Source organism: Streptomyces atratus, from assembly GCF_040655115.1.
Lineage (GTDB): Bacteria > Actinomycetota > Actinomycetes > Streptomycetales > Streptomycetaceae > Streptomyces > Streptomyces atratus_D.
The window spans coordinates 62,645-82,920 of the sequence record NZ_JBFAJH010000022.1; the positions used below are offsets into that span (position 1 = coordinate 62,645).

Below are 20,276 nucleotides of genomic sequence, written 5' to 3' on the forward strand. Positions count from 1 at the left end.
TCAGTCGGCCGGCTGTTGTACGTAGCGCAGGACGCCCCACATGCTCTGCTCATGTGCGGCGTCCTGCGTCATGTCCGGCGCCGACCCGGCTTCCACCGGCGGTTCGGCGCTCTCGCGGCAGTCAGCCAGCTCCTTGTGCAGAGCATCCGGGTCGATGCCGGAGCCGATCAGCACCAGCTGGGTGAGGCGCGGTTCGTCCGCTTCCAGGGCTGCGGGGTGAACCTCAGGAACCGGCCGACCGCATGCACCTCGTACTTGTTGCCGCGGTGTCCCGCGCCGAAGTCGACGTACCCCTTGATCCGGTAGAGCCCCTCCGGCCGGGAGTCGAGAAACTCCATCGTTCGGCGGGGGTTCATGGGTACATCGGCGCTGAACGAGACACTCTCGTACGTGGCGTGCAGATGCCTCGCGTGCGTCTCGACACCCTCCTCGTCGAGCAGGAGGTCCTCGAAGGAGAGCTGACGCATCTGCTCCTCGCCCTCCGGCCGCAGCGCCGGGTCGAACAGCAGCTCCGGGTCGATGCGTCCGTACGCGGCGGGGACAACGGCCGCCCTGCTGCCGGTCGCCGCGACGGCGTCCCGGATGCGATCCTGCTCCTCGTCCGTGACCCGGTCCGTCTTGTTCAGCACGACGAGATCGGCGACGCCGAGGTGCCGGTCGATCTCCGGATGGCGCTCCCGGACGGCGTCGAACTCGGCGGCGTCAACGAGCTCGACCGGTCCCCCGTACACGATCTGCGGGATTTCGCTGGCCAGCAGCATGCGCACGAGCCCCTGGGGTTCCGCGAGTCCGCTCGCCTCGATGACGATCACATCGAGGCCGACGGCGGGGCGGGTCAGCTTCTCCAGGAAGGTGTCGAGTTCACTCGCGTCGACGGCGCAGCACAGACATCCGTTGCCCAGTGAAACAGTCGAGCCGACCTGCCCCGACACGGTCATGGCGTCGATCTCGATCGAACCGAAGTCGTTGACGATCACGCCGATCCGGTTCCCCGCACGGTGCCGGAGCAGGTGGTTGAGCAGGGTCGTCTTGCCGGAACCCAGGAACCCCGCCAGGACGATGACAGGGATCTGCTGCTTGCGGTGCGGGGACGACGGGCTCAACGGTGGCCTTCCTCGGAGGGACCTCAGGGCGCCGGTACCGGCTGCGGCGGGGGCGGACCGATGTAGCGGGCCGCCGGGCGGATGATCTTCGAGTCCTCCGCCTGCTCCAGGATATTGGCGCTCCAGCCGACCACACGCGCCGCGCAGAAGGTCGGCGTGAACATCTCGCGCGGCAGCCCGCACAGCTCCATGACGACCCCGGCGTAGAACTCCACGTTGGTGTGGAGCTCTCGGCCCGGCTTGAGCTCGGCGAGGATTGTCTCGACCTGCCGTTCCACCTCGACAGCGAAGTCGACGAGCGGTCCGCCGAAGTCCTGGGCCACCCCGCGCAGCATGCGCGAGCGCGGGTCCTCGGTGCGGTAGACGGGATGGCCGAAGCCCATGATCCGCTCGCCTGCCAGCACGCGCTCGCGGATCCAGCCGTCGATGCGGTCGGGCGTGCCGATCGCATCCAGGGTGTCGAGCGCCCGGCTCGGCGCTCCGCCGTGCAGCGGTCCGGAGAGTGCGCCGACCGCCGCCACCAGGCAGGCCGCGACGTCCGCGCCAGTGGAGGCGACGACCCGGCCGGTGAAGGTCGAGGCATTGAAGCCATGGTCGACGGTGGAGATCAGGTACTGCTCGACGGCCCTGACCCGGGCGGCGTCCGGCACGGACCCGGTGAGCATGTAGAGGTAGTTGGCTGCGTACGGCAGATCCTCGCGCGGCTCGACCGGTTCGAGGCCCTGACCGAGCCGGTGCAGTGCGGTCAGCACAGTGGGTACGGCAGCGCAGGCGGCGAGCGCGTCGCTGCGGCGCCGGTCGCCGTCGATGTCGTACACCGGGCGGAATCCGGCCGAGGCGCCGAGCAGCGACAGGGCGGTGCGCAGCCCGGCAAGCGGTCCGGAGACGGCTCCCGCACAGGCTATGGCGGGCAGGGCGTCCCGTACGTCCGCGGGCAGCCGGCGCAGGGCGGCGGTGCGCTCGGCAAAGTCGGCACGGGCGGCCGGACCGGGCAGCTCGCCGTGGAACATCAGGAACCAGACGTCCTCGAAGCTGCGGGTCTGTGCGAGTTCGATCGCCGAATACTGCCGGTAGTGGTAGAAGCCCTCGCGCCCCCGGACGTCACCGAGGGCGGTGTCCGTGACGACGACACCCGCGAGGCCGCGGGGTACGTCGAGCGGGGTTCCGTTGGTCATGGTCGGCATCTCTTCCTCCGCGAACTTACCTGCTCAAGCCGGATCGGCATTGATTCGACTGTCTATGATTGACTTAAATCCTGTCAATGTTGATTGAATCAATATGGATACGGTGAGCAGCATGAAGGATCAAGCAGCCCCCGACGACGGCCAGGCCGGGGCGACCGCGGAGCGTCTCACCACGCGCGAGACGGCCGAGCGGCTGGGCGTGAAGCCCGAGACGGTGTACGCATACGTCAGCCGGGGCCAGTTGAGCAGCAGGCGGGCGCCCGGCGGCCGCGGCAGTACGTTCGACGCCGCGGAGGTCGATGCGCTGCTCCGCCGCACGGGACGCAGGGACGCCTCCCCCGCCACCGGCGACCTGGTGTTCCGCACCGGCATCACGCTGATCGAGGGCGACCGGTACTACTTCCGCGGTGTCGACGCGACCGAGATGGCCACCCACTATGCCTACGAGGAGGTCGCCGAATGGCTGTGGACCGGTAAGCTCCGGCGCGGCACGCGCTTCACCGCACCTGCCGAGGCCCTGGCGGCGGCACGCCGCACGGTCGGTGCGCTGCCCGCGCACAGCCGGTCGACGGACCGGCTGCGGGTCGCGGTCGCGGCCGCGGCCGCCGCGGATCCGCTGCGCTTCGACCTCTCGCCCGAGGCGGTGCTCGGCAGCGCGCGAAGCCTGATTCCCACCCTGGTCGGCGCGCTGCCGACCGTTGCCGGCGCACCGTGGACAGCCGGTCATGAGGCTGCTTCGCCGACGTCCGGACTGGCACAGCGGCTATGGCCGAAACTCACCACCCACCCGGCCGACGCGGCGTCGCTCGCTGTGCTGGACGCGGCTCTCGGCCTGCTGATCGACCACGATCTGGCCGCCTCGACGCTGGCCGCCCGCGTCGCCGCATCCGCCCACGCCCACCCGTACGCGGTGGTCTCCGCGGGCCTCGGCGTGCTGGAGGGCCCCCTGCACGGCGCCGCGAGCGGCCTGGCACACAGGATGCTTGTCGAGGTCCTGGAGCGGGGCGGCGCGGCCCCGGTGGTCGCGGACCATCTCCGCACCGGCCGCAGGCTACCCGGACTCGGACACCGGCTCTACACCGCCGAGGATCCGCGGGCGCGGACCCTGTTCGCCCTGCTCGCGCAGGTCCCGCAGGCGGCGCCCGCGCTGGCCGCGGCGCGCGACGTGGTCACCACGACCGCGCGCCACACCCCCCTGCACGCCAACGTCGACCTGGCGCTCGCCGTGCTCTCGGTCTCGTCCGGCATGTCCGCCGAGGCGGGTGAGACGGTGTTCGCGGTGTCCCGTACAGCGGGCTGGATCGCGCATGCGCTGGAGGAGTACGCGGAACGCCCGCTGCGGATGCGCCCCAGCGGCCAGTACAGCGGCCCTCGACCGCCTCAGCCGCTGCCCGGTCCGGGATCAGCCACCGAGTAGAGAGTGCACCGCTATAGATTGCTCATAGGCCGCAAAACAACGACGCTCAGCCGGAAGTGGTTCGCGGGGGCTGCGCGGTGGATCACCGCACCACCGGTTCCGGTTCGAAGAGCAGCTCGTCAAAGGGCACGGCACGGCCCCCGATCTGCACGGAGAGCAGCTCGACGGCGGCGCGCCCATCGCCTCGATCGGCTGCCGGACCGTGGTCAGCGGCGGCTCGGTGCAGTTCATGAAGACCGAATCGTCGTACCCGACCGGTCCGACCAGCCGGGCCCGCTCACCGCGCGGCTGGGTCGGACGCTCGTCACCGAGGGCGTCGAGCGCGAAGAGGACGGCCTTCCGGGTGATGAGCGAAAAAGACGCAAACCGATTTGCGTGGAGCTGAAAAGACAGTGAGATTTCAGGAAGCGCAGGGCGGCGTTTTACCTTCATACGATGAGCGCACCATCGCCCACCCCCCGGAGACCGCGACGGCTCGGCTGGCCGCAGCGGGTCTTCTCCCAGGTGCTGCTGATGCAGCTCGCCATCGCCACCGGCGTCACCGTACTCGCCACCGGCCTCTTCCTGGCACCCCTCAGCGCGCAACTCGACGACGAGGCGATGCGCCGTGCGCTCGCCATCGCGCAGAGCACTGCGGCCCAGCCGCAGATCGCCGCGTCGCTGCTCACCACGGCCCCCGTCCCCGGAGGGCCTGTGCAATCCGCCGCGGAGCGGATCAGGCGGTCCACCGGCGCCGAGTACGTCGTGATCATGGACCGGCACGGGGTGCGGTGGTCGCACACCGATGCCCGCCGGATCGGCGAGGTCGTCTCGACCGACCCCAGTGAAGCGCTCGCGGGCGGCGAGATCATGGAAATCGACAGCGGTACGCTCGGCCGCTCGGCACGCGGCAAGGTTCCGCTCCGCGACAGCGCGGACCACATCGTCGGAGCGGTCTCGGTCGGTATCGCCTACGACAGTGTCCGCGCCCGGCTCCTGGCGGCGATCCCGGGGCTGCTCGCCTACGCGGGAGGGGCGCTCGCCGTCGGGGCGCTTGCTGCCTATCTGATCTCCCGCCGCATCCAGCGACAGACTCACGACCTGGCCTTCTCCGACATCTCCGCGCTGCTGACCGAGCGCGAGGCGATGCTGCACAGCATCCGCGAAGGGGTCGTCGCGCTGGACCGTACGGGACGCATACGGCTGCTGAACGACGAGGCGCAGCGGCTGCTGGGGCTCGGCCCCGACGCCGCGGGCCGCCCGCTCGACGAGATGCTCGGCCGGGGGCGGACCGCGGACGTACTGGCCGGCCGGGTGGTGGGCGACGATCTGCTGACCGTGCGCGGCAACCGGGTGCTGCTCGCCAACCGGATGCCGACCGACGACGGAGGCGCCGTCGCCACCCTCCGGGACCGCACCGAACTCGAGCACCTCGGCCGCGAGCTCGACTCCACCCGCGGTCTGATCGACGCCCTGCGCGCACAGGACCACGAGCACGCCAACCGGCTGCACACCCTCCTGGGGCTGCTGGAACTGGAGATGCACGAGGACGCGATGGAGTTCGTCACCGAGGTTGTCGGCGTCCACCGGGCCACCGCCGAGCAGGTCACCGAGAAGGTCCACGACCCGCTGCTGGCCGCCCTGCTCGTCGGCAAAGCGACCGTCGCCGCGGAGCGCGGCGTCTCGCTGCGCATGGCTCCCGGCACGCTGCTCCCTGACCGGCTGGTGGACCCGCGCGGTCTGGTCACCGTCGTCGGCAACCTCGTCGACAACGCCCTGGACGCGGCCGCCGGATCGGACGAGGCCCTGATCGAGGTGGGGCTGCGGACGGATGGCCGTACGGTGGTGCTGCGGGTCCGCGACAGCGGCCCCGGCGTCCCTCACGAGTATCGCGAATCGGTCTTCACGGAGGGCTGGTCGACCAAGGAACTCCCGGCGCACGGCAAACGTGGTCTGGGTCTCGCGATGGTACGACGGCTGGCCGAACGGCAGGGCGGCAGTGCCACCATCGACGGGGCACCGGAGGGCGGCGCGGAGTTCACCGTCGTACTGCCGGAGACGCTCACCGAACCGGGTCTCACGGAAACACAGCTTCCGGAGCCGGACCTCACGGGAGGAGTCCAGTGATCCAGGTCCTGGTCGTGGACGACGACATCCGGGTCGCGCGGATCAACGCGGCGTATGTCTCCAAGGTGCCCGGCTTCCGGGTGACCGCACAGGCGCACAGCGCCTTCGAGGCCCTGGCCGCGGCCGAGTCGCAACACGTGGACCTCGTCCTGCTGGACCATTACATGCCCGACCGCAATGGCCTGGCCGTGGTGCGGGAGCTGCGCAGGCTCGGCCACCGCACCGACGTGATCATGGTGACCGCGGCGCGTGACGTCGCCACCGTCCAGGAGGCCATGCGGCACGGCGCGCTCCAGTACCTGGTCAAGCCGTTCACGTACACGGGGCTGCGTACCAAGCTCGAGGCGTACGCGGCGCTGCACCACACCCTGGAGGGCGGCGGCGAGACCGAACAGGGAGACGTGGACCGGCTGTTCGGCGCTCTGTGGGCTGCGGGCGAACCCGCCCTCCCCAAGGGGCACTCGCCCACCACGGCGGAACTGGTCCGCCAGGCACTCAAGGTCGCCGAGGGGCCGCTCTCCGCGCAGGAGATCGCGGAGAGCGCCGGTATGAGCCGGCAGACCGCGCAGCGCTACCTGAAGCTGCTGGAGCGGACGGGGCGGGTACGGCTGACACTGCGGTACGGCGAGACGGGCCGCCCGGAACACCGCTACACCTGGGCCTCGGGCTCCTAGGGAACCCCGACGTAACGGAGCACCGGTCCGCAACCGCCACGGCCGGTCCCGCTCTCCCGGCCCGGCTGTACAACTGTCCGCTGCGCTGTCCGGCTACACCGCCCCCGCCCCGGTCAGCGCGCGGACCTCGGTCTCCGCATGCTTGGCGGCGTCCGCGGGCTCGGACGACGTGACCGTGCCGATCCAGCCGGCCAGGAAGCCGAGCGGAACGGAGACCAGTCCGGGATTCTCGAGCGGGAAGAACTGGAAGTCGACGCCGGGGAAGAACGAGGTGGCGCTGCCGGAGACAATCGGTGAGAGCAGGACGAGCAGCACCACGGGGATCAGCCCGCCGTAGACCGACCAGACCGCTCCCCGTGTGGTGAAGTTCCGCCAGAACAGCGAGTAGAGCAGCACCGGCAGATTGGCCGAGGCGGCGACGGCGAAGGCGAGCCCCACCAGGAACGCCACATTCAGATCCTGGGCGACCAGGCCCAGCCCGATGGCGGCCACCCCGATCCCCGCTGCGGCGACCCTGGCCACGGTGACTTCGCTGTACTGCTTGGAGCCCGGGCGCCTGAGCGAGGCGTAGAGGTCATGGGCCACGGAGGCGGACGAGGCGAGCGTGATCCCGGCGACGACGGCAAGGATGGTCGCGAAGGCCACGGCGGCGACCACGGCGAACAGAATCGCTCCCCCGGTGGAACCTTCGCCGCCGCCGAGCACCAGGGCCAGCAGTGGAACGGCCGTGTTCCCGGCGGGATTCGATGTCTGTACGTCCGCCGAACCGACCAGCGCGGCCGCACCGAACCCGAGCACGATCGTCATGAGGTAGAAGCTGCCGATGAGGCCGATCGACCAGACGACCGAGCGGCGGGCGGCGCGGGCGGTGGGCACGGTGTAGAAGCGCGACAGGATGTGCGGCAGTCCGGCCGTACCGAGCACCAGGGCCAGCCCGAGGCTGATGAAGTCGAAGCGAGCGGTCCAGCTGCCGCCGTACTTGAGGCCGGGCGAGAGGAACTTCATTCCGTGCCCGCTCCGTTCGGCGGCGGAGTTGAGGAGCGCGTTGACGTTGCCGTGGAAGTGGACCAGAACGAGCACGGAGAGCACAGTCGCGCCCACCATCAGCAGGACGGCCTTGACGATCTGGATCCAGGTCGTGGCACGCATCCCGCCGAAGGACACATAGATCACCATGAGCGCCCCGACCCCGATGACGGTCCAGGAGCGGGCGGCGTCGCTCGTACCGCCGAGGAGCAGGGCGACCAGGCTGCCCGCCCCGACCATCTGCGCCACCAGGTAGAGCACGGAGACGGTGACGGAGGAGGTGCCCGCCGCGATCCGTACCGGCCGTTCCGCCATCCGCGCAGCCACCACATCGGCGAGGGTGAACCGGCCGCAGTTACGGACGAGTTCGGCAACCAGCAGCAGGACGACGAGCCAGGCGACGAGGAAGCCGACCGAGTACAGCATGCCGTCGTAGCCGAACAGGGCGATCAGCCCGGAGATACCGAGAAAGGATGCGGCCGACATGTAGTCACCGGCGATGGCCAACCCGTTTTCCATGGGGGAGAACAATCGCCCGCCGGCGTAGAACTCCTCGGCCGAGCCGTGCCGGTTGCGGCTCACCCAGGTGGTGATGGCGAGCGTCACGGCGATGAATGCGCTGAACAGAAGCAGCGTCAGGGTCTCGTGGTTCCGGCTCAACGCCCGATCCCCCGCGTCATCTCCTGAGTCTCCCACCGCAGATCGAGTGCGGCCCGGTCCCTGCGCAGCCGCGCATGACGCGTGTATGCCCCGGTGAGCAGGAACGTCGTGAGGAACTGCCCGAGCCCCGCGACCATCGCGACATTGATGGCGCCGGCGACCGGACGGGCCATCAGCCCGGGTGCGGTGACCGCCGTGACAACGTAGGCGAGGTACCAGACGAAGAAGGCCAGGGTGGCGGGGACGACGAACCGCCGGTATCGACGGCGCACTTCCTGGAAGGCCCCGCTGCGCTGCACCTCCAGATAGATGTCGGCCGCGCTGTGGCTGCGCTGCGGGGCCATGGGCCCGGGTGGCCCGACAGGTACGAAGCTCCCCGCACCGTCCAGCTCGCCCCATCCGGAGGCCACAGCGTCGTACCACGGGTCGTCGACTCGCATCGCTGGGGCGTCGCGCCCTGCTTCCTTCTCCACCGAACAACTCCCCTTGTCCACGGACCACTTCGGCCGCGTACTCAAGAATGGGCAGATCAGGAAGATCCCGGGCACTTCATTCGCCGCTCTTCACCTCTTCAGGTGAAGGATGTCCCGGGTGGGTGTGCGAGACCACGAACATACGCATAGCGCACGGCCTGCGCTCTGTCGCGCACTCCAGCCTTGGCGAAGAGATTGTTGATGTGGCTTTTCACCGTGGCCTGCGAGATGTGCAGCCTGCGGGCGATCTCCTGGTTGGACATCCCCTCGGCGATCAGAACGAGCACTTCGTGCCGAGCACTGGCGGACCACGACGAGGGCGATGACGGCGATGATCACCAGGACATTGATGAGCCCTGACATGGCGGCCTCCCGAGGTGCGGAAAGGTTCAACACCTTCGACGCTACGGAAAATGCCAGGTCAGAAGATCGGCTCAGGGGTTGATCGTGGGTGGAGTCGTCGTCTCCACCCACGGGTGGAGACGACGACTGCCGGTCACGCGTCGATGCGCGAGCGGTCCAGTGTGGCCGCCGAGCTGGTGATGAATTCCTTGCGGGGCGCGACCTCGTTGCCCATCAGCAGATCGAAGACCTGCTCGGAGGATTCGAGGTCGCCGATGTTGATCCGCCGCAGTGTGCGGTGGCGCGGGTCCATCGTGGTCTCCGCCAGCTGATCGGCGTCCATCTCGCCCAGACCCTTGTACCGCTGGATCGAGTCCTTGTACCGGACGTTCTTGCGCTGCAGCTCCAGCAGTGTCTGGCGCAACTCGCCGTCGGAGTACGTATAGATGTACTTGTCCTGGCCCTTCTTGGGCTGGACCAGCTCGATCCGGTGCAGCGGGGGCACGGCGGCGAAGACGCGTCCCGCCTCGACCATGGGCCGCATGTACCGCTGGAAGAGCGTAAGCAGCAGGATGCGGATGTGCGCGCCGTCGACGTCTGCGTCCACCAGGAGGACGATTTTGCCGTAGCGGGCGGCGTCAATATCGAAGGTCCGCCCGGACCCCGCCCCTATGACCTGGATGATCGCGCCGCACTCGGCGTTCTTCAGCATGTCCGAGACGGACGCCTTCTGGACATTGAGGATCTTGCCCCGGATCGGCAGCAACGCCTGGAACTCACTGTTCCGGGCGAGCTTGGCCGTGCCGAGCGCGGAGTCCCCCTCGACGATGAAGAGCTCGCTGCGGTCCACGTCGTCGCTGCGGCAGTCCGCGAGCTTGGCGGGCAGCGAGGATGACTCCAGCGCCGTCTTGCGACGCTGCGCGTCCTTGTGCTGCCGGGCCGCGATGCGTGTGCGCGCGGCAGCGACCGCCTTGTCCAGGACCGCCCTGGCCTGCGCCTTGGCATCACGCTTGGTGGAGGTCAGGAACGCCTTGAGCTCCTTGGCGACGACATTGGCGACGATCCGGTTGGCCGCCGAGGTGCCGAGCACCTCCTTGGTCTGGCCCTCGAACTGCGGTTCCGCCAGCCGTACGGTGACGACCGCGGTGAGGCCCTCAAGGGCGTCGTCCTTGACGATGTCGTCCTCGGCGACCCGCAGGAGCTTGGCGGAGCGAAGCACCTCGTTGACCGTCTTGGTCACGGAGCGTTCGAACCCGGTCACATGAGTGCCGCCCTTGGGGGTGGCGATGATGTTGACGAAAGACTTGAGGTTGGTGTCGTATCCCGTGCCCCAGCGCATGGCGATGTCGACGGCCAGCTCGCGCGTGACCTCGGTCGCCGTCATGTGTCCGCGCTCGTCCAGGACCGGCACGGTCTCCTTGAACGTGCCGTGCCCGGTCAGCCGCAGTACGTCGCAGACGGCCTTGTCCTGGGCAAGGTACTCGCAGAATTCACTGATTCCGCCGTCGAAGCGGAACGTCTCCTCGATCTTGCCCTCGCCGTCGAGACCGCGTTCGTCACGTACGACGATGGTGAGTCCGGGGACGAGGAATGCCGTCTGGCGCGCCCGCTGGTAGAGCGTCTCCAGGCCGAGCTTGGCGTCCTTGAGGAAGATCTGTCGGTCGGCCCAGTAGCGCACCCTGGTGCCGGTACGCGCCTTCGGGACCCGTTTCCCCTTGCGGAGGCCGTTGGCCGGGTCGAACGGGCTGTCCGGCCCCTGCTCGGTGAAGATGCCCGGCACTCCGCGCCGGAAGCTGATCGAGTGGGTCGCGCTGTTGCGGTCGACCTCGACGTCGAGCCGGGCCGACAGCGCGTTGACGACCGAGGCTCCCACACCGTGCAGACCGCCCGACGCGGCGTACGAGCCGCCGCCGAACTTGCCGCCGGCGTGCAGCTTGGTCATGACGACCTCGATGCCGGACAGTCCGGTCTTCGGCTCCACGTCGACGGGGATGCCCCGGCCGTTGTCCCGGACCTCGACGGAGTTGTCCTCGTGGAGGATGACCTCGATGTGGTCGCAGTAGCCGCCGAGGGCCTCGTCGACGGAGTTGTCGATGATCTCCCAGAGGCAGTGCATGAGGCCGCGGCTGTCGGTCGACCCGATGTACATCCCGGGGCGCTTGCGGACTGCCTCAAGCCCCTCCAGCACGAGAAGGTGCCGCGCGGTGTAGTTGGAGCCGTCTCGGTCTGCTCCGGTCAGCAGCGCAGTGGACGGCACGGACGTATCGGCGGTCACGCGGTTCGCTCCTCGCTGAATTTCATTTGGGGCCCAAGTGGGTAACGGGCTCGGCTTCGGTTGCCGCTGAGAGCGTACCGAGGCCTGGTAGAGCGGTTGTACCGCCACCCTCAGGGAATACTCACACTAGACCAGCCTCGCATACACGTTCGATCCCTCGTCGCAGTGACGCGCACATCACGTTCCCTTCGAGGCATGAACCATTTAGGCTCCGGGCACGTCCTCATGAACAAACCGGCAAGCCGGCCGGACGGACCGACCGACCGACCCATACAAGCAACGCGAAACCGTAGCGCTACGCAATACGGCACATTCGCCGCCAACCGGCAACAGACAGCCATCTTGAGAAGAAGTTTCGAAGAAAAGCCACGAGCGGGAACGTTTTCGGCCTGGTTGGATGTTGACCCTGGTACGACAGCTCGTCGAGCTAGAGAAGAGGCGACGTGACTACTGTTCTGACCCCCGCGAGCCCGCTGACCGCAGCAGACCGCTGTGACCGTTGCGGCGCCCAGGCATATCTGCGCGTCGTCCTGATCAGCGGCGGTGAACTGCTCTTCTGCGCCCACCACGGTCGCAAGTTCGAGCCGGAACTCAAGAAGATCGCCGCGGAAATACAGGATGAGACGGACCGACTGACGGCCGTGCAGGCCAATGCCGTCGAAGAGGAACAACACTGACACCTCGCGTCCACGACGAGCCAGGGTCCGGCTCCGTACCGGCCGACGGGCGGCTCCCCCACCGAGGGGGGAGTCGCCCGTTCTCGTACCTACGGAGCGGGGTCGGTCAGGTACCGCCCGCCATCCAGCCCGCCGCCGCGGAGATCCTCGTGTAGACGCCGGGCCTGCCCGCGACGCCACAGCCGTCCCCCCAGGACACCAAGCCGATAAGCCGCCCACCGGCCACCAGCGGCCCTCCACTGTCCCCCTGGCATGCGTCGTGGCCGCCCTGCGGTTCGCCCGCGCAGAGCATCGCCGAGGCCTCGTAGGCGGCGCCGCTGCCGCTCGGGTAGGCTCGCTCGCACGTACTGTCCGGCAGAACACGCACCTGGGCGGCGCGGAGCGACGACACATAGTCACCGTTCCCGGAGATGTCCCCCCAGCCATAGACGACGGCTGCGCGACCCGGCTCATCGGACTTGTGACCGGCCGAGGCCATCGGGATCACGGTCGGCCCGGGGAGAGAGTCGCCCAGAGTGAGCACCGCCAGATCGCCTGAGTTGGTGGCGGGGTCGTACCCCGGGTTGATCCATGTCTCCTTCACCGCGATCTCCCGGCCGCCGGAGCCCGTCAGCTCATCCCGCCCGGCGATGATCCGCAGGTCGCGCACCCGGCTCACATCCGTGCCGAGCGCCTCCCGGCTCAGGCAGTGCGCGGCGGTCAGCACCTTCGTCGGCGCAACCAGCGCGGCACCGCAGAACTGGCCCGCGCGGGTACCTCCGAAACGGTTACGGCTGGACAGTGCCACGACCCACGGGCTGTCCTTCACGTGCGCCGGCTGCCCGCCGATGACGATGCTGTCGGCAGCTGCCGGAACCGGGGACCCGAGCGGTATCAGGGCTGCCGCGGCAACCAGGGCGAGCGGCCCGGTCAAGGCGCGGACGACGGTACGGGACATGCGTACTCCTGACTCTGTGGTGAACCGTGCCCACTCAGAGTCATTCAGCACGTCGGCAACCGCACCCGCACATGCGCCGAGGGCCCGGTTCCTCGGAACCGGGCCCTCGGCCTGCACACTCCCCCGACTTAGTCGAGGTAGTCGCGCAGCACCTGTGAACGCGACGGGTGGCGCAGCTTCGACATGGTCTTCGACTCGATCTGACGGATGCGCTCACGCGTCACGCCATAGACCTTGCCGATCTCGTCGAGAGTCTTCGGCTGACCATCGGTGAGACCGAAGCGCATCGAGACCACGCCGGCCTCGCGCTCGGAAAGGGTGTCGAGCACCGAGTGCAGCTGCTCCTGAAGGAGCGTGAAGCTGACCGCGTCGGCCGGGACGACCGCCTCGGAGTCCTCGATCAGGTCACCGAACTCACTGTCCCCGTCCTCACCCAGCGGGGTGTGGAGGGAGATCGGCTCACGGCCGTATTTCTGGACCTCGATGACCTTCTCGGGGGTCATGTCGAGCTCCTTGGCCAGCTCCTCCGGGGTGGGCTCGCGGCCCAGGTCCTGGAGCATCTGACGCTGCACGCGCGCGAGCTTGTTGATGACCTCGACCATGTGCACCGGGATACGGATGGTGCGGGCCTGGTCGGCCATGGCGCGGGTGATCGCCTGACGGATCCACCAAGTGGCGTACGTGGAGAATTTGTAGCCCTTGGTGTAGTCGAACTTCTCGACCGCGCGGATCAGACCGAGGTTGCCCTCCTGGATCAGGTCCAGGAAGAGCATGCCGCGGCCGGTGTAACGCTTGGCCAACGAGACCACGAGGCGAAGGTTGGCCTCCAGCAGGTGGTTCTTGGCTCGGCGCCCGTCCTCGGCGATGATCTCCAGCTCGCGCTTGAGCTTCGGCGCGAGCTTGTCGGAGTTCGCCAGCTTGTCCTCGGCGAACAGGCCGGCTTCGATGCGCTTGGCAAGCTCGACCTCCTGCTCGGCGTTGAGGAGGGGAACCTTGCCGATCTGCTTCAGGTAGTCCTTGACCGGGTCGGCCGTGGCGCCTGCGACGGCGACCTGCTGCGCGGGCGCGTCGTCCTCGTCGTCGTCGGAGAGGACGAAGCCCTTGCTCTCGCCCTCGCCCTCCTCCTCGTCGCCCTTGCCGACCTGTACTTCCTCGACAGCCTCGTCGCCGTCGAGCAGCTCGTCGGCGTCCTTCTTGCCGGCCTTCTTCGTTGCAGTCTTCTTGGCCGCCGTCTTCTTCACGGCGGTCTTCTTGGCAGCCGTCTTCTTGGCTGCCGCCTTCTTCGCAGGGCTGGCCGCGGCAGCGTCATCGGCCACCACGTCCACGGTCTCGGCCGACGGGGCGGCAGTGGCCGCGACGGTCCTCGTCACGGTCGTCTTGGCCGCGACAGTCTTGGTGGCGGTGCGCTTGACCGGGCTCTTCGCTGCGACGCTCTTGCGGGCGCGCTTCGGCGACTCCGCGGCACTGACCATCAGCGTCACACCCTCTTCCTCGAGGATCTGGTTGAGGCTGCGCAGAACATTCTTCCACTGGGTTGGCGGAATCTGGTCAGCCTCGAAGGCCCGACGCACGTCATCGCCGGCGATCTGCCCATCAGCCTTTCCCCGCTCGATGAGCGCCATCACAGACTCGGACTCGGCGATCTCCGGCGGGAGCGTACGGGATGTGCTGGCCGACACGAACAACCTCTCGGAACGATGGAAAACGGCTTCCGGCCCGGCCCGGGAGAGGGCTGGAACCGACGACCGTCGGGCTGGGAATGTACCGACGGCGCGGGTTTGGCCTCAGAACTGCACAGCGCCGTCAATGGCTGCTGTATTCCTTCCGCGGCGGTCACCTCTTAAGTCATCGCACTGCCTCAAGGAGTGTTACGCCCAATCCGCGTGGCCCGAGTCACACCTTATTCGGGACATGTGCGACCAAGAGTGACATCTCATAACAATTGAGCCGCCGGACCGCGAGGGTCCGGCGACACATGGTTCGTACACCCCGGCCGTACCGCAGTCAGTGCTCGCGCGGCGCCGGAACCACCCGCTCCACCTCGGGATGGACGACGAGCAGTTGGCGCATGGCCGCCTCGGCGCCTGCCGCGTCGCCGGTCGCGAGAGTGTCAACGATCCGGACATGGTGGCCGAGGGACGCCTCGCCGGGACGGTCACAACCTGTGACCGGGCCGCCCGAGACCTGCAGAGCGGCGGAGACGATCCCGGAGAGGTGTTCGAGCATGCGGTTGCCGGCGGCCTGGATGAGCAGGGAATGGAACTCGGCATCGGCCCGCGAGTAAGTGATCACATCGCCCTGCGCGAGCGCGTGCCCCATGATCTCCACCATGTCACCGAGCCGCTGCTGAATGTCCTCACGGCCGTGACCGGCGGCAAGGCGTGCGGCGAGCGGCTCGATCGTCCAGCGGAGCTCACCCAGCTCACGGCGCTGATCGTCGCGCTGCGGACCGAAGGCTCGCCATTCGATGATGTCGGGATCCAGCAGATTCCAGTCGCCGACCGGACGGACCCGGGTACCCACATTGGGCCGTGCACTGACCAGGCCCTTGGCCTCAAGAACGCGCAGAGACTCACGTACGACGGTGCGGGAGACCTCGAAACGCTGACCGATCTCCTCCGGCACGAGCGGGCGATCGGCGCCCAGGTCACCGGAGACGATCATCTGGCCGAGCTGCTGAACGAGTTGTCCGTGGAGGCCACGGCCGCGGCTGGCCGAGCCCCGCCGGCTCACCCGCCCCAGCTCTGCATCGGCGCCGTCCCATGAACGGATGGCGGCGCGCTCGCCGGCCGGCGCCTCTGTATAGGGGTAGCGGTCGAGATCACCCGAGCCGGCGAGGCCGGAATCGACGGAGCGGGCGGCGGTCATCATGGTCTGCGCAAGGGTACTCACGCATCCTTTGTCGGCGCGGCTCGCCCACCCCTTGAGGTCTTTGGTGAAAAGCACACGAAAGGGTGATCGGCGCCCACTCCCCAATTGACGCCTTATTTAGACAAAACGGGCATCCTCAAGGGAGTTGCAGACCTCTTGACCGGGTGGTCCCATTCCACGATCACCAACGGACTCTGCCGCGAAGGCTGGTGAACACATACGCGCAAATAAGGACCGAGAGTGACAAAGACAGAGCCGTTCCCACGGGGTGCGCGACCACACGCACCCCCGCCACTACCCAGGAGTCCAACCCGTACGGCCACTGCACCCAAGCCAGTTCGCGGAGCCTGCCGGGGAGCCCGAGCACCGAATCACTGGCCGGACCCGACAGAATCCTCCGGATAAGGGGAACGACGAGCACGGGCACAGCGAGCACCGCGGCGACTCCGGCGGCTGCCACCCGGAAGATTCCGGCTGCCAGCAGACCCGCCCAGGCGCAGCCCACGTTCAGGCCCGCCCAACTCGCCGCAAGGAAAGCCGCATTCGACGGAACCCTGACCAAGTCGCCTCCGTACACGAGACGGAGCGCCTCGGCAGAACCAGCCACGACGACAAGCGCGAGCAGCAGCGCGACGCACCCGGAGACCACCAGTTTGGCCAGGAGCAGACCCAGGCGGCGGGGGACGGTGCCGCGGCCCGCCGCAAGCGCGGGGTAGCGGAATTCGTCTCCGAAGGAGAGCGCGCCGAGCAGTCCGGTGCCGACAGCAGCAGGCGGCAGGGGCAGTAGCGTCGGCCATGCCGCAAGCACTTTCGGCAGCGGGGCACGGCCGGTGCGGGCGAGCAGGACGGAGAGCCCGACCGAGGCGACCAGAACGGCCGCCATGATCAACGTTGTTGTCCTGACACCGAAGAGACGGCGCAGTTCGTAGCGCAGCGGCCGGTGCGGACCCCGAGCCGGCCGCCGGCGGATCGACGGCACGCATTCCGGGCCCGGAACCGGCGATGCCGGTCGCAACGCGGCCTCCGGCTCGGAGGCGGGCGGCTCCGGTTGCGCCGGTGCCGCCTCCGGGCCTGACGCGGGCGACACACGACCCGGCGGTGCAGCCTGCGTTTCGGGAGCGGTGATCGTTGCCGGACCGGTGTCGGCGATCTCGTCGGCGAGTCGATGAACGGGTACGCCGTGACGGAATGCCGTGTCGCCGATCTCCGCACACGTGCTGCCGTACACCGAGAGGCGGCTGCCCGCTTCGGTGACCACCTCGACGGAGCGCCGGGCCGCGCGCGCCTCACGGCTCACGACCGCGGCGAGCCGTGCGGCGTGCGGAGTCCGGACTGCGACGCGGGGGCGTAGTCGGGTACGCGAGAAGTCGACGACGTCCTGGTCGGCGACCAGCCGCCCTGCGTCGACGGTGACCACGCGGTCGGCCGCGCGCGCCGCTTCCTTCGGGTCACAGGTGGTGTAGAGAACCGTTCCTCCCTGCGCGGCATGGGCGCGCAGGAACCCGTGCAGCCAGGCGTTCTCGCGTGGCGAGAGCCCCTCTCCGGGATCGTCGAGGATCAGCGCGTGGGGGTCTCCGAGCAGCGCCGAGGCGAGGCCCAGCCTGCGGTCCATGCCGAGCGAGAGCGCTCCGATGCGCTGGTCGCCGAGCCCGGCGAGGCCGACGGTGTCGAGCAGCTCGTCGGCCCGGGAGGCGGGTACCCCCGCTGCGGCGCTGAGCATACGGAGCTGGCCGCGGACGGTGCGGACGGGATGGCCGGGTACGTCTCCGAGGAGCACTCCCACTTCGCGGGCGGGCTGCGAAATGCGGTGCAGCGGTCTGCCGCGGAAGTAGGTGACGCCGCGCCCCGACTCGATTTCGAGCATCAGGCGGAGGGCTGTGGTCTTGCCGGAGCCCGGGGAACCGAGGAGTGCGGTGACGCGGCCGGGTCCGGCTTCGAAGGTGAGGTCGTCCACGGCGGGCGAACGGCCGCGGTGGGGGGCGCTGGTGAGTCCGATGGCCTGGAGCATCGCTTCTCTCGCAGGAGGTGAAACCGCTCGGGGGCAGGGGGAATACCGCAGCACGATAACCCGACATATCGGACTTTCGGCGCATCGTCGGTCCTGCGGGCGTTCCGCGAGGTCAGACTTCGGGCCTCAGCATCGGCGGATTGAGCACGGTGGCCGCGCCGGCCCGGAAGAGCTGGGCGGGACGCCCGCCCTGGCGAGTGGTCGTTCCGCCGGCGGGCACCAGGAAGCCTGGGGTGCCCGTCACCTTGCGATGGAAGTTCCGCGGGTCCAGAACAACCCCCCAGACCGCCTCGTACACCCGGCGCAGCTCGCCGACCGTGAACGCGGGCGGACAGAAAGCGGTGGCCAGCGAGGAGTACTCGATCTTGGAACGGGCCCGTTCGACGCCGTCGGCGAGGATCTGCGCATGATCGAAGGCGAGCGGGGCGTGCTGTTCACCCTCGCGACTGGAGCCGCCCTCCAGCCCGAGCAGATCCTCGACGGGCGCCCATCGTGCACTGTTCGCGTCGCCGCCCGCGCGGGGGGCGGGCAGGTCGGGGGCGAGTGCGAGGTGAGCGACGCTGACGACCCGCATCCTAGGGTCGCGCTTGGGGTCACCGTACGTGGCGAGCTGTTCGAGATGAGCGCCATTGCCGACCGCCGGAGTCGCCGGGTCCTGCGCGCACAGTCCGGTTTCCTCGACAAGCTCACGCGCCGCCGCGGCTCCGAGATCCTCATCGGCTCTGACGAAGCCGCCGGGAAGTGCCCACCTGCCCTGGAACGGGGACTCGCCGCGGCGAACCACCAGCGCACAGAGCGCATGACGGCGCACGGTGAGCACAACCAGGTCGACGGTGACAGCGAAGGGCGGGAAGGTCGACGGGTCGTAGGGCGGCATGCCGTGATCATAGTCGTCTGCCTGACGATAAACACTCCCTTCGTCATGATCTTCATCCGCTGCGGCCCCAGAACCCTGGTCGTCTTCTCGCCCGCACGAGGGGAGTCGTCCTCCGAAGCGCGGAAAGGCAGCACCTCGGAGGCCTGTGCGTCCCGGCGCGCAGAAGCCGCGCCACCGGTGGCGCCCCCTTGTCGCTCCTGCCTTCTGTGCCCACTCAACTCGGTGTCCCGTGCCGCGCCCCCATTCCCCTTCCCGACGCCGGGCGATCGGTATCTACGGTCATCGGCCGCCCTCGGTCCCGCCGTGACCGTGGGCCCGCGGCTCCCGGGCACGTCGTCGCCCGGCCCCCCGTGGGCGGGCCGGACCGGGCTGTGTCTTGTTCCGCCTCACCGCTGGCGGGCGGACCGTGCCGGCCCGGACGACTCGCTCGGTACGGTGGTGACCACGCTCCTTCTGCTCACTGCTCTCCCCGCGCAGGCAGCGGCGCAGAGCCTCCGGATCGAGTCCTTCGTTGCACGCCTGATGGAGCAGCTGAGCAAAGGTGTAGTCGGGGTCCACCCGGAGGGCAAGCCCCAGTGCGACGCGTGCGCCCGGCTCGTCGCCTGTCGACCAGGAGACCCAGCCGGCCAGGGTGAGCGGCGCAGCAGCGTGTTCCTCGTACGGTCCGACACAACGGCGTGAGAGCGCCCGCCACAGTCGTAGGGCGGATTCCGCTTCGGGCCCCTCCATCCATTCCGCGGCCTTGTCCCGGGTCTCGCGGTCCTGGAGACCGAGAATCACCGCGGCCGCCTCGTCATGGCTGATCAGCGAGTCGTCCTGGTTGTCTGCCGCCGAGGGCCCGGCCGTCGGCGCCTCCCGGAGGCGTTTCATCAGGACGCGTGCGAGCCCGAGGGTCTCGCGGGCCACTTCCTTGCGTCCCTCCTCGTCGAGGATCCTCGGCACCAGTGCGGCTCCGGCCGAGTCGAGGGCCCGCGGCTGCTGCGCCACGGCCGGGGTCTTCAGAGGAGCCAACCTGGCTTCCATCTCCCTCAGGGATCCCCGGACCTGAATACCCGCGTAGGTGGCGGCGGCCGCCATCACCGATGTGCCCGGCAGGGACAGGCCGTTGCCTTCGGTCGGGCAACAGCGCGCGTCCGGACAGCAATAGGACCAGTAGCGTCCGCCGGAGATGCAGAGCGCTTCGAGGACGGGCACATCGAGAGCCCCGCAGGCCGTGCGCAGACGCTGGGCCAGCGGCCGCAGCCGCTCCATCGTCTGGCCGGGGGTCTCCCCGTCGGCAGGATCCTGGCAGAGGAAGACGACGATCGCATCAGGGTGCTCGCCGCGCCGCTCGCTCCCCTTGACCAGGCACTCGGCGAGCTGCTCGGCGACGTGCGGCCATTCTTGCGGTGCCTGCGGAATCCCGAGCCTGAGGCGCCCGCCGAAGCGGCCCCGGCCGCCGTGCAGGGCGACCATGACCACACTGTCGTTCGGATAGAAGCCCATGAGATAGGGAAGGGCGTCGGCAAGTTCGGCGGGCCCGCGCAGAGTGATCTGCTGCCCGTCGCCCGGTCCGGTGGATTCGTGGTGCTTGTTCATGGCATGACCGTCCCGCAGGCAGCAGAGATCCGCGACCCCCTGTGGATAAGTTGTCCACAGGGCCGCGG

Annotated in this window: 14 protein-coding genes and 3 pseudogenes; 4 read left to right on the forward strand and 13 right to left on the reverse strand. The window is 69.0% G+C overall.

All coding sequences use genetic code 11. The annotated features are described in order from the left end of the window. Window positions 1-1,103 (reverse strand): annotated as a pseudogene (locus AB0I23_RS23215) (CobW family GTP-binding protein). 23 nt (window positions 1,104-1,126) lie between these two features. After that, window positions 1,127-2,287, reverse strand: coding sequence for a citrate synthase/methylcitrate synthase (locus tag AB0I23_RS23220; RefSeq protein WP_359111875.1), 1,161 nt, complete (start codon window positions 2,285-2,287; stop codon window positions 1,127-1,129). A 112-nt stretch (window positions 2,288-2,399) separates the two neighbouring features. Between AB0I23_RS23220 and AB0I23_RS23225 the strand changes: the two genes are divergently transcribed. Next, the gene (locus tag AB0I23_RS23225) at window positions 2,400-3,704 is read left to right on the forward strand and encodes a citrate synthase (RefSeq protein WP_359111877.1); all 1,305 of its coding nucleotides are present in this window, start codon (window positions 2,400-2,402) and stop codon (window positions 3,702-3,704) included. 82 nt (window positions 3,705-3,786) lie between these two features. Here AB0I23_RS23225 and AB0I23_RS41765 read toward each other — a convergent pair. Continuing rightward, a pseudogene (locus tag AB0I23_RS41765) lies at window positions 3,787-4,091 on the reverse strand (substrate-binding domain-containing protein); the annotation flags it as partial. Window positions 4,092-4,139: 48 nt separating this feature from the next. Between AB0I23_RS41765 and AB0I23_RS23235 the strand changes: the two are divergent. Together AB0I23_RS23235 and AB0I23_RS23240 are read left to right on the forward strand one after the other, a co-directional pair. After that, window positions 4,140-5,810 (forward strand): sensor histidine kinase, encoded by a 1,671-nt coding sequence (locus AB0I23_RS23235; protein ID WP_359111878.1) that lies wholly within the window; start codon window positions 4,140-4,142, stop codon window positions 5,808-5,810. Then, window positions 5,807-6,484: a DUF7342 family protein gene (locus AB0I23_RS23240; RefSeq protein ID WP_359111880.1), complete on the forward strand. Its 678-nt coding sequence runs from the start codon at window positions 5,807-5,809 to the stop codon at window positions 6,482-6,484. Before AB0I23_RS23235 ends, AB0I23_RS23240 begins: the two co-directional genes overlap by 4 nt. A 93-nt stretch (window positions 6,485-6,577) precedes the next feature. Here the strand turns inward: AB0I23_RS23240 and AB0I23_RS23245 are convergent, their stop codons facing one another. From AB0I23_RS23245 to AB0I23_RS23260, 4 genes and pseudogenes are all read right to left on the reverse strand, one after another. Then, on the reverse strand, window positions 6,578-8,170 hold the full coding sequence (locus tag AB0I23_RS23245; RefSeq protein WP_359111881.1) for a solute symporter family protein: 1,593 nt from the start codon (window positions 8,168-8,170) through the stop codon (window positions 6,578-6,580). Then, window positions 8,167-8,610 carry a DUF485 domain-containing protein gene (locus tag AB0I23_RS23250; protein ID WP_359111929.1) on the reverse strand — a complete coding sequence of 148 codons (444 nt, stop codon included), beginning with the start codon at window positions 8,608-8,610 and terminating at the stop codon, window positions 8,167-8,169. The genes AB0I23_RS23245 and AB0I23_RS23250 overlap by 4 nt, the downstream gene beginning before the upstream one ends. Window positions 8,611-8,741: 131 nt before the next feature. Then, window positions 8,742-8,933 (reverse strand): annotated as a pseudogene (locus AB0I23_RS23255) (response regulator transcription factor); the annotation flags it as partial. 206 nt (window positions 8,934-9,139) lie between these two features. Next, a complete protein-coding gene (locus tag AB0I23_RS23260) occupies window positions 9,140-11,260 on the reverse strand; it encodes a DNA gyrase/topoisomerase IV subunit B (protein WP_037701299.1) in 2,121 nt (706 codons plus the stop codon). Window positions 11,261-11,703: 443 nt separating this feature from the next. On the opposite strand from AB0I23_RS23260, the gene AB0I23_RS23265 reads away from it, so the two are divergent. After that, complete coding sequence (locus AB0I23_RS23265; RefSeq protein ID WP_037701300.1) at window positions 11,704-11,937, forward strand: DUF7455 domain-containing protein; 234 nt, start codon at window positions 11,704-11,706, stop codon at window positions 11,935-11,937. Window positions 11,938-12,043: 106 nt separating this feature from the next. Here the strand turns inward: AB0I23_RS23265 and AB0I23_RS23270 are convergent, their stop codons facing one another. The 6 genes from AB0I23_RS23270 to AB0I23_RS23295 form a co-directional block, all read right to left on the reverse strand. Beyond that, window positions 12,044-12,874, reverse strand: a complete 831-nt coding sequence (locus AB0I23_RS23270; RefSeq protein WP_359111883.1) for a S1 family peptidase — start codon at window positions 12,872-12,874, stop codon at window positions 12,044-12,046. Window positions 12,875-13,002: 128 nt separating this feature from the next. After that, window positions 13,003-14,553 (reverse strand): RNA polymerase sigma factor, encoded by a 1,551-nt coding sequence (locus tag AB0I23_RS23275; RefSeq protein ID WP_359111885.1) that lies wholly within the window; start codon window positions 14,551-14,553, stop codon window positions 13,003-13,005. A 325-nt stretch (window positions 14,554-14,878) separates the two neighbouring features. Further along, window positions 14,879-15,745 (reverse strand): FadR/GntR family transcriptional regulator, encoded by an 867-nt coding sequence (locus AB0I23_RS23280; RefSeq protein ID WP_359111931.1) that lies wholly within the window; start codon window positions 15,743-15,745, stop codon window positions 14,879-14,881. A gap of 181 nt (window positions 15,746-15,926) precedes the next feature. Continuing rightward, window positions 15,927-17,753 carry an ATP-binding cassette domain-containing protein gene (locus tag AB0I23_RS23285; protein WP_359111887.1) on the reverse strand — a complete coding sequence of 609 codons (1,827 nt, stop codon included), beginning with the start codon at window positions 17,751-17,753 and terminating at the stop codon, window positions 15,927-15,929. 112 nt (window positions 17,754-17,865) lie between these two features. Continuing rightward, window positions 17,866-18,630 (reverse strand): NUDIX hydrolase, encoded by a 765-nt coding sequence (locus tag AB0I23_RS23290; protein ID WP_359111889.1) that lies wholly within the window; start codon window positions 18,628-18,630, stop codon window positions 17,866-17,868. Window positions 18,631-18,909: 279 nt separating this feature from the next. Next, the gene (locus AB0I23_RS23295) at window positions 18,910-20,208 is read right to left on the reverse strand and encodes a DUF4192 domain-containing protein (protein WP_359111891.1); all 1,299 of its coding nucleotides are present in this window, start codon (window positions 20,206-20,208) and stop codon (window positions 18,910-18,912) included. Window positions 20,209-20,276: the final 68 nt, after the last annotated feature.

Coding starts and splice junctions, on each gene's coding strand:
- AB0I23_RS23220 (WP_359111875.1), bottom strand. CDS start 2,287: ATGCCGACCATGACCAACGGAACCCCGCTCGACGTACCCCGCGGCCTC.
- AB0I23_RS23225 (WP_359111877.1), top strand. CDS start 2,400: ATGAAGGATCAAGCAGCCCCCGACGACGGCCAGGCCGGGGCGACCGCG.
- AB0I23_RS23235 (WP_359111878.1), top strand. CDS start 4,140: ATGAGCGCACCATCGCCCACCCCCCGGAGACCGCGACGGCTCGGCTGG.
- AB0I23_RS23250 (WP_359111929.1), bottom strand. CDS start 8,610: ATGCGAGTCGACGACCCGTGGTACGACGCTGTGGCCTCCGGATGGGGC.
- AB0I23_RS23270 (WP_359111883.1), bottom strand. CDS start 12,874: ATGTCCCGTACCGTCGTCCGCGCCTTGACCGGGCCGCTCGCCCTGGTT.
- AB0I23_RS23280 (WP_359111931.1), bottom strand. CDS start 15,745: ATGATGACCGCCGCCCGCTCCGTCGATTCCGGCCTCGCCGGCTCGGGT.
- AB0I23_RS23285 (WP_359111887.1), bottom strand. CDS start 17,753: ATGCTCCAGGCCATCGGACTCACCAGCGCCCCCCACCGCGGCCGTTCG.
- AB0I23_RS23290 (WP_359111889.1), bottom strand. CDS start 18,630: ATGCCGCCCTACGACCCGTCGACCTTCCCGCCCTTCGCTGTCACCGTC.
- AB0I23_RS23295 (WP_359111891.1), bottom strand. CDS start 20,208: ATGAACAAGCACCACGAATCCACCGGACCGGGCGACGGGCAGCAGATC.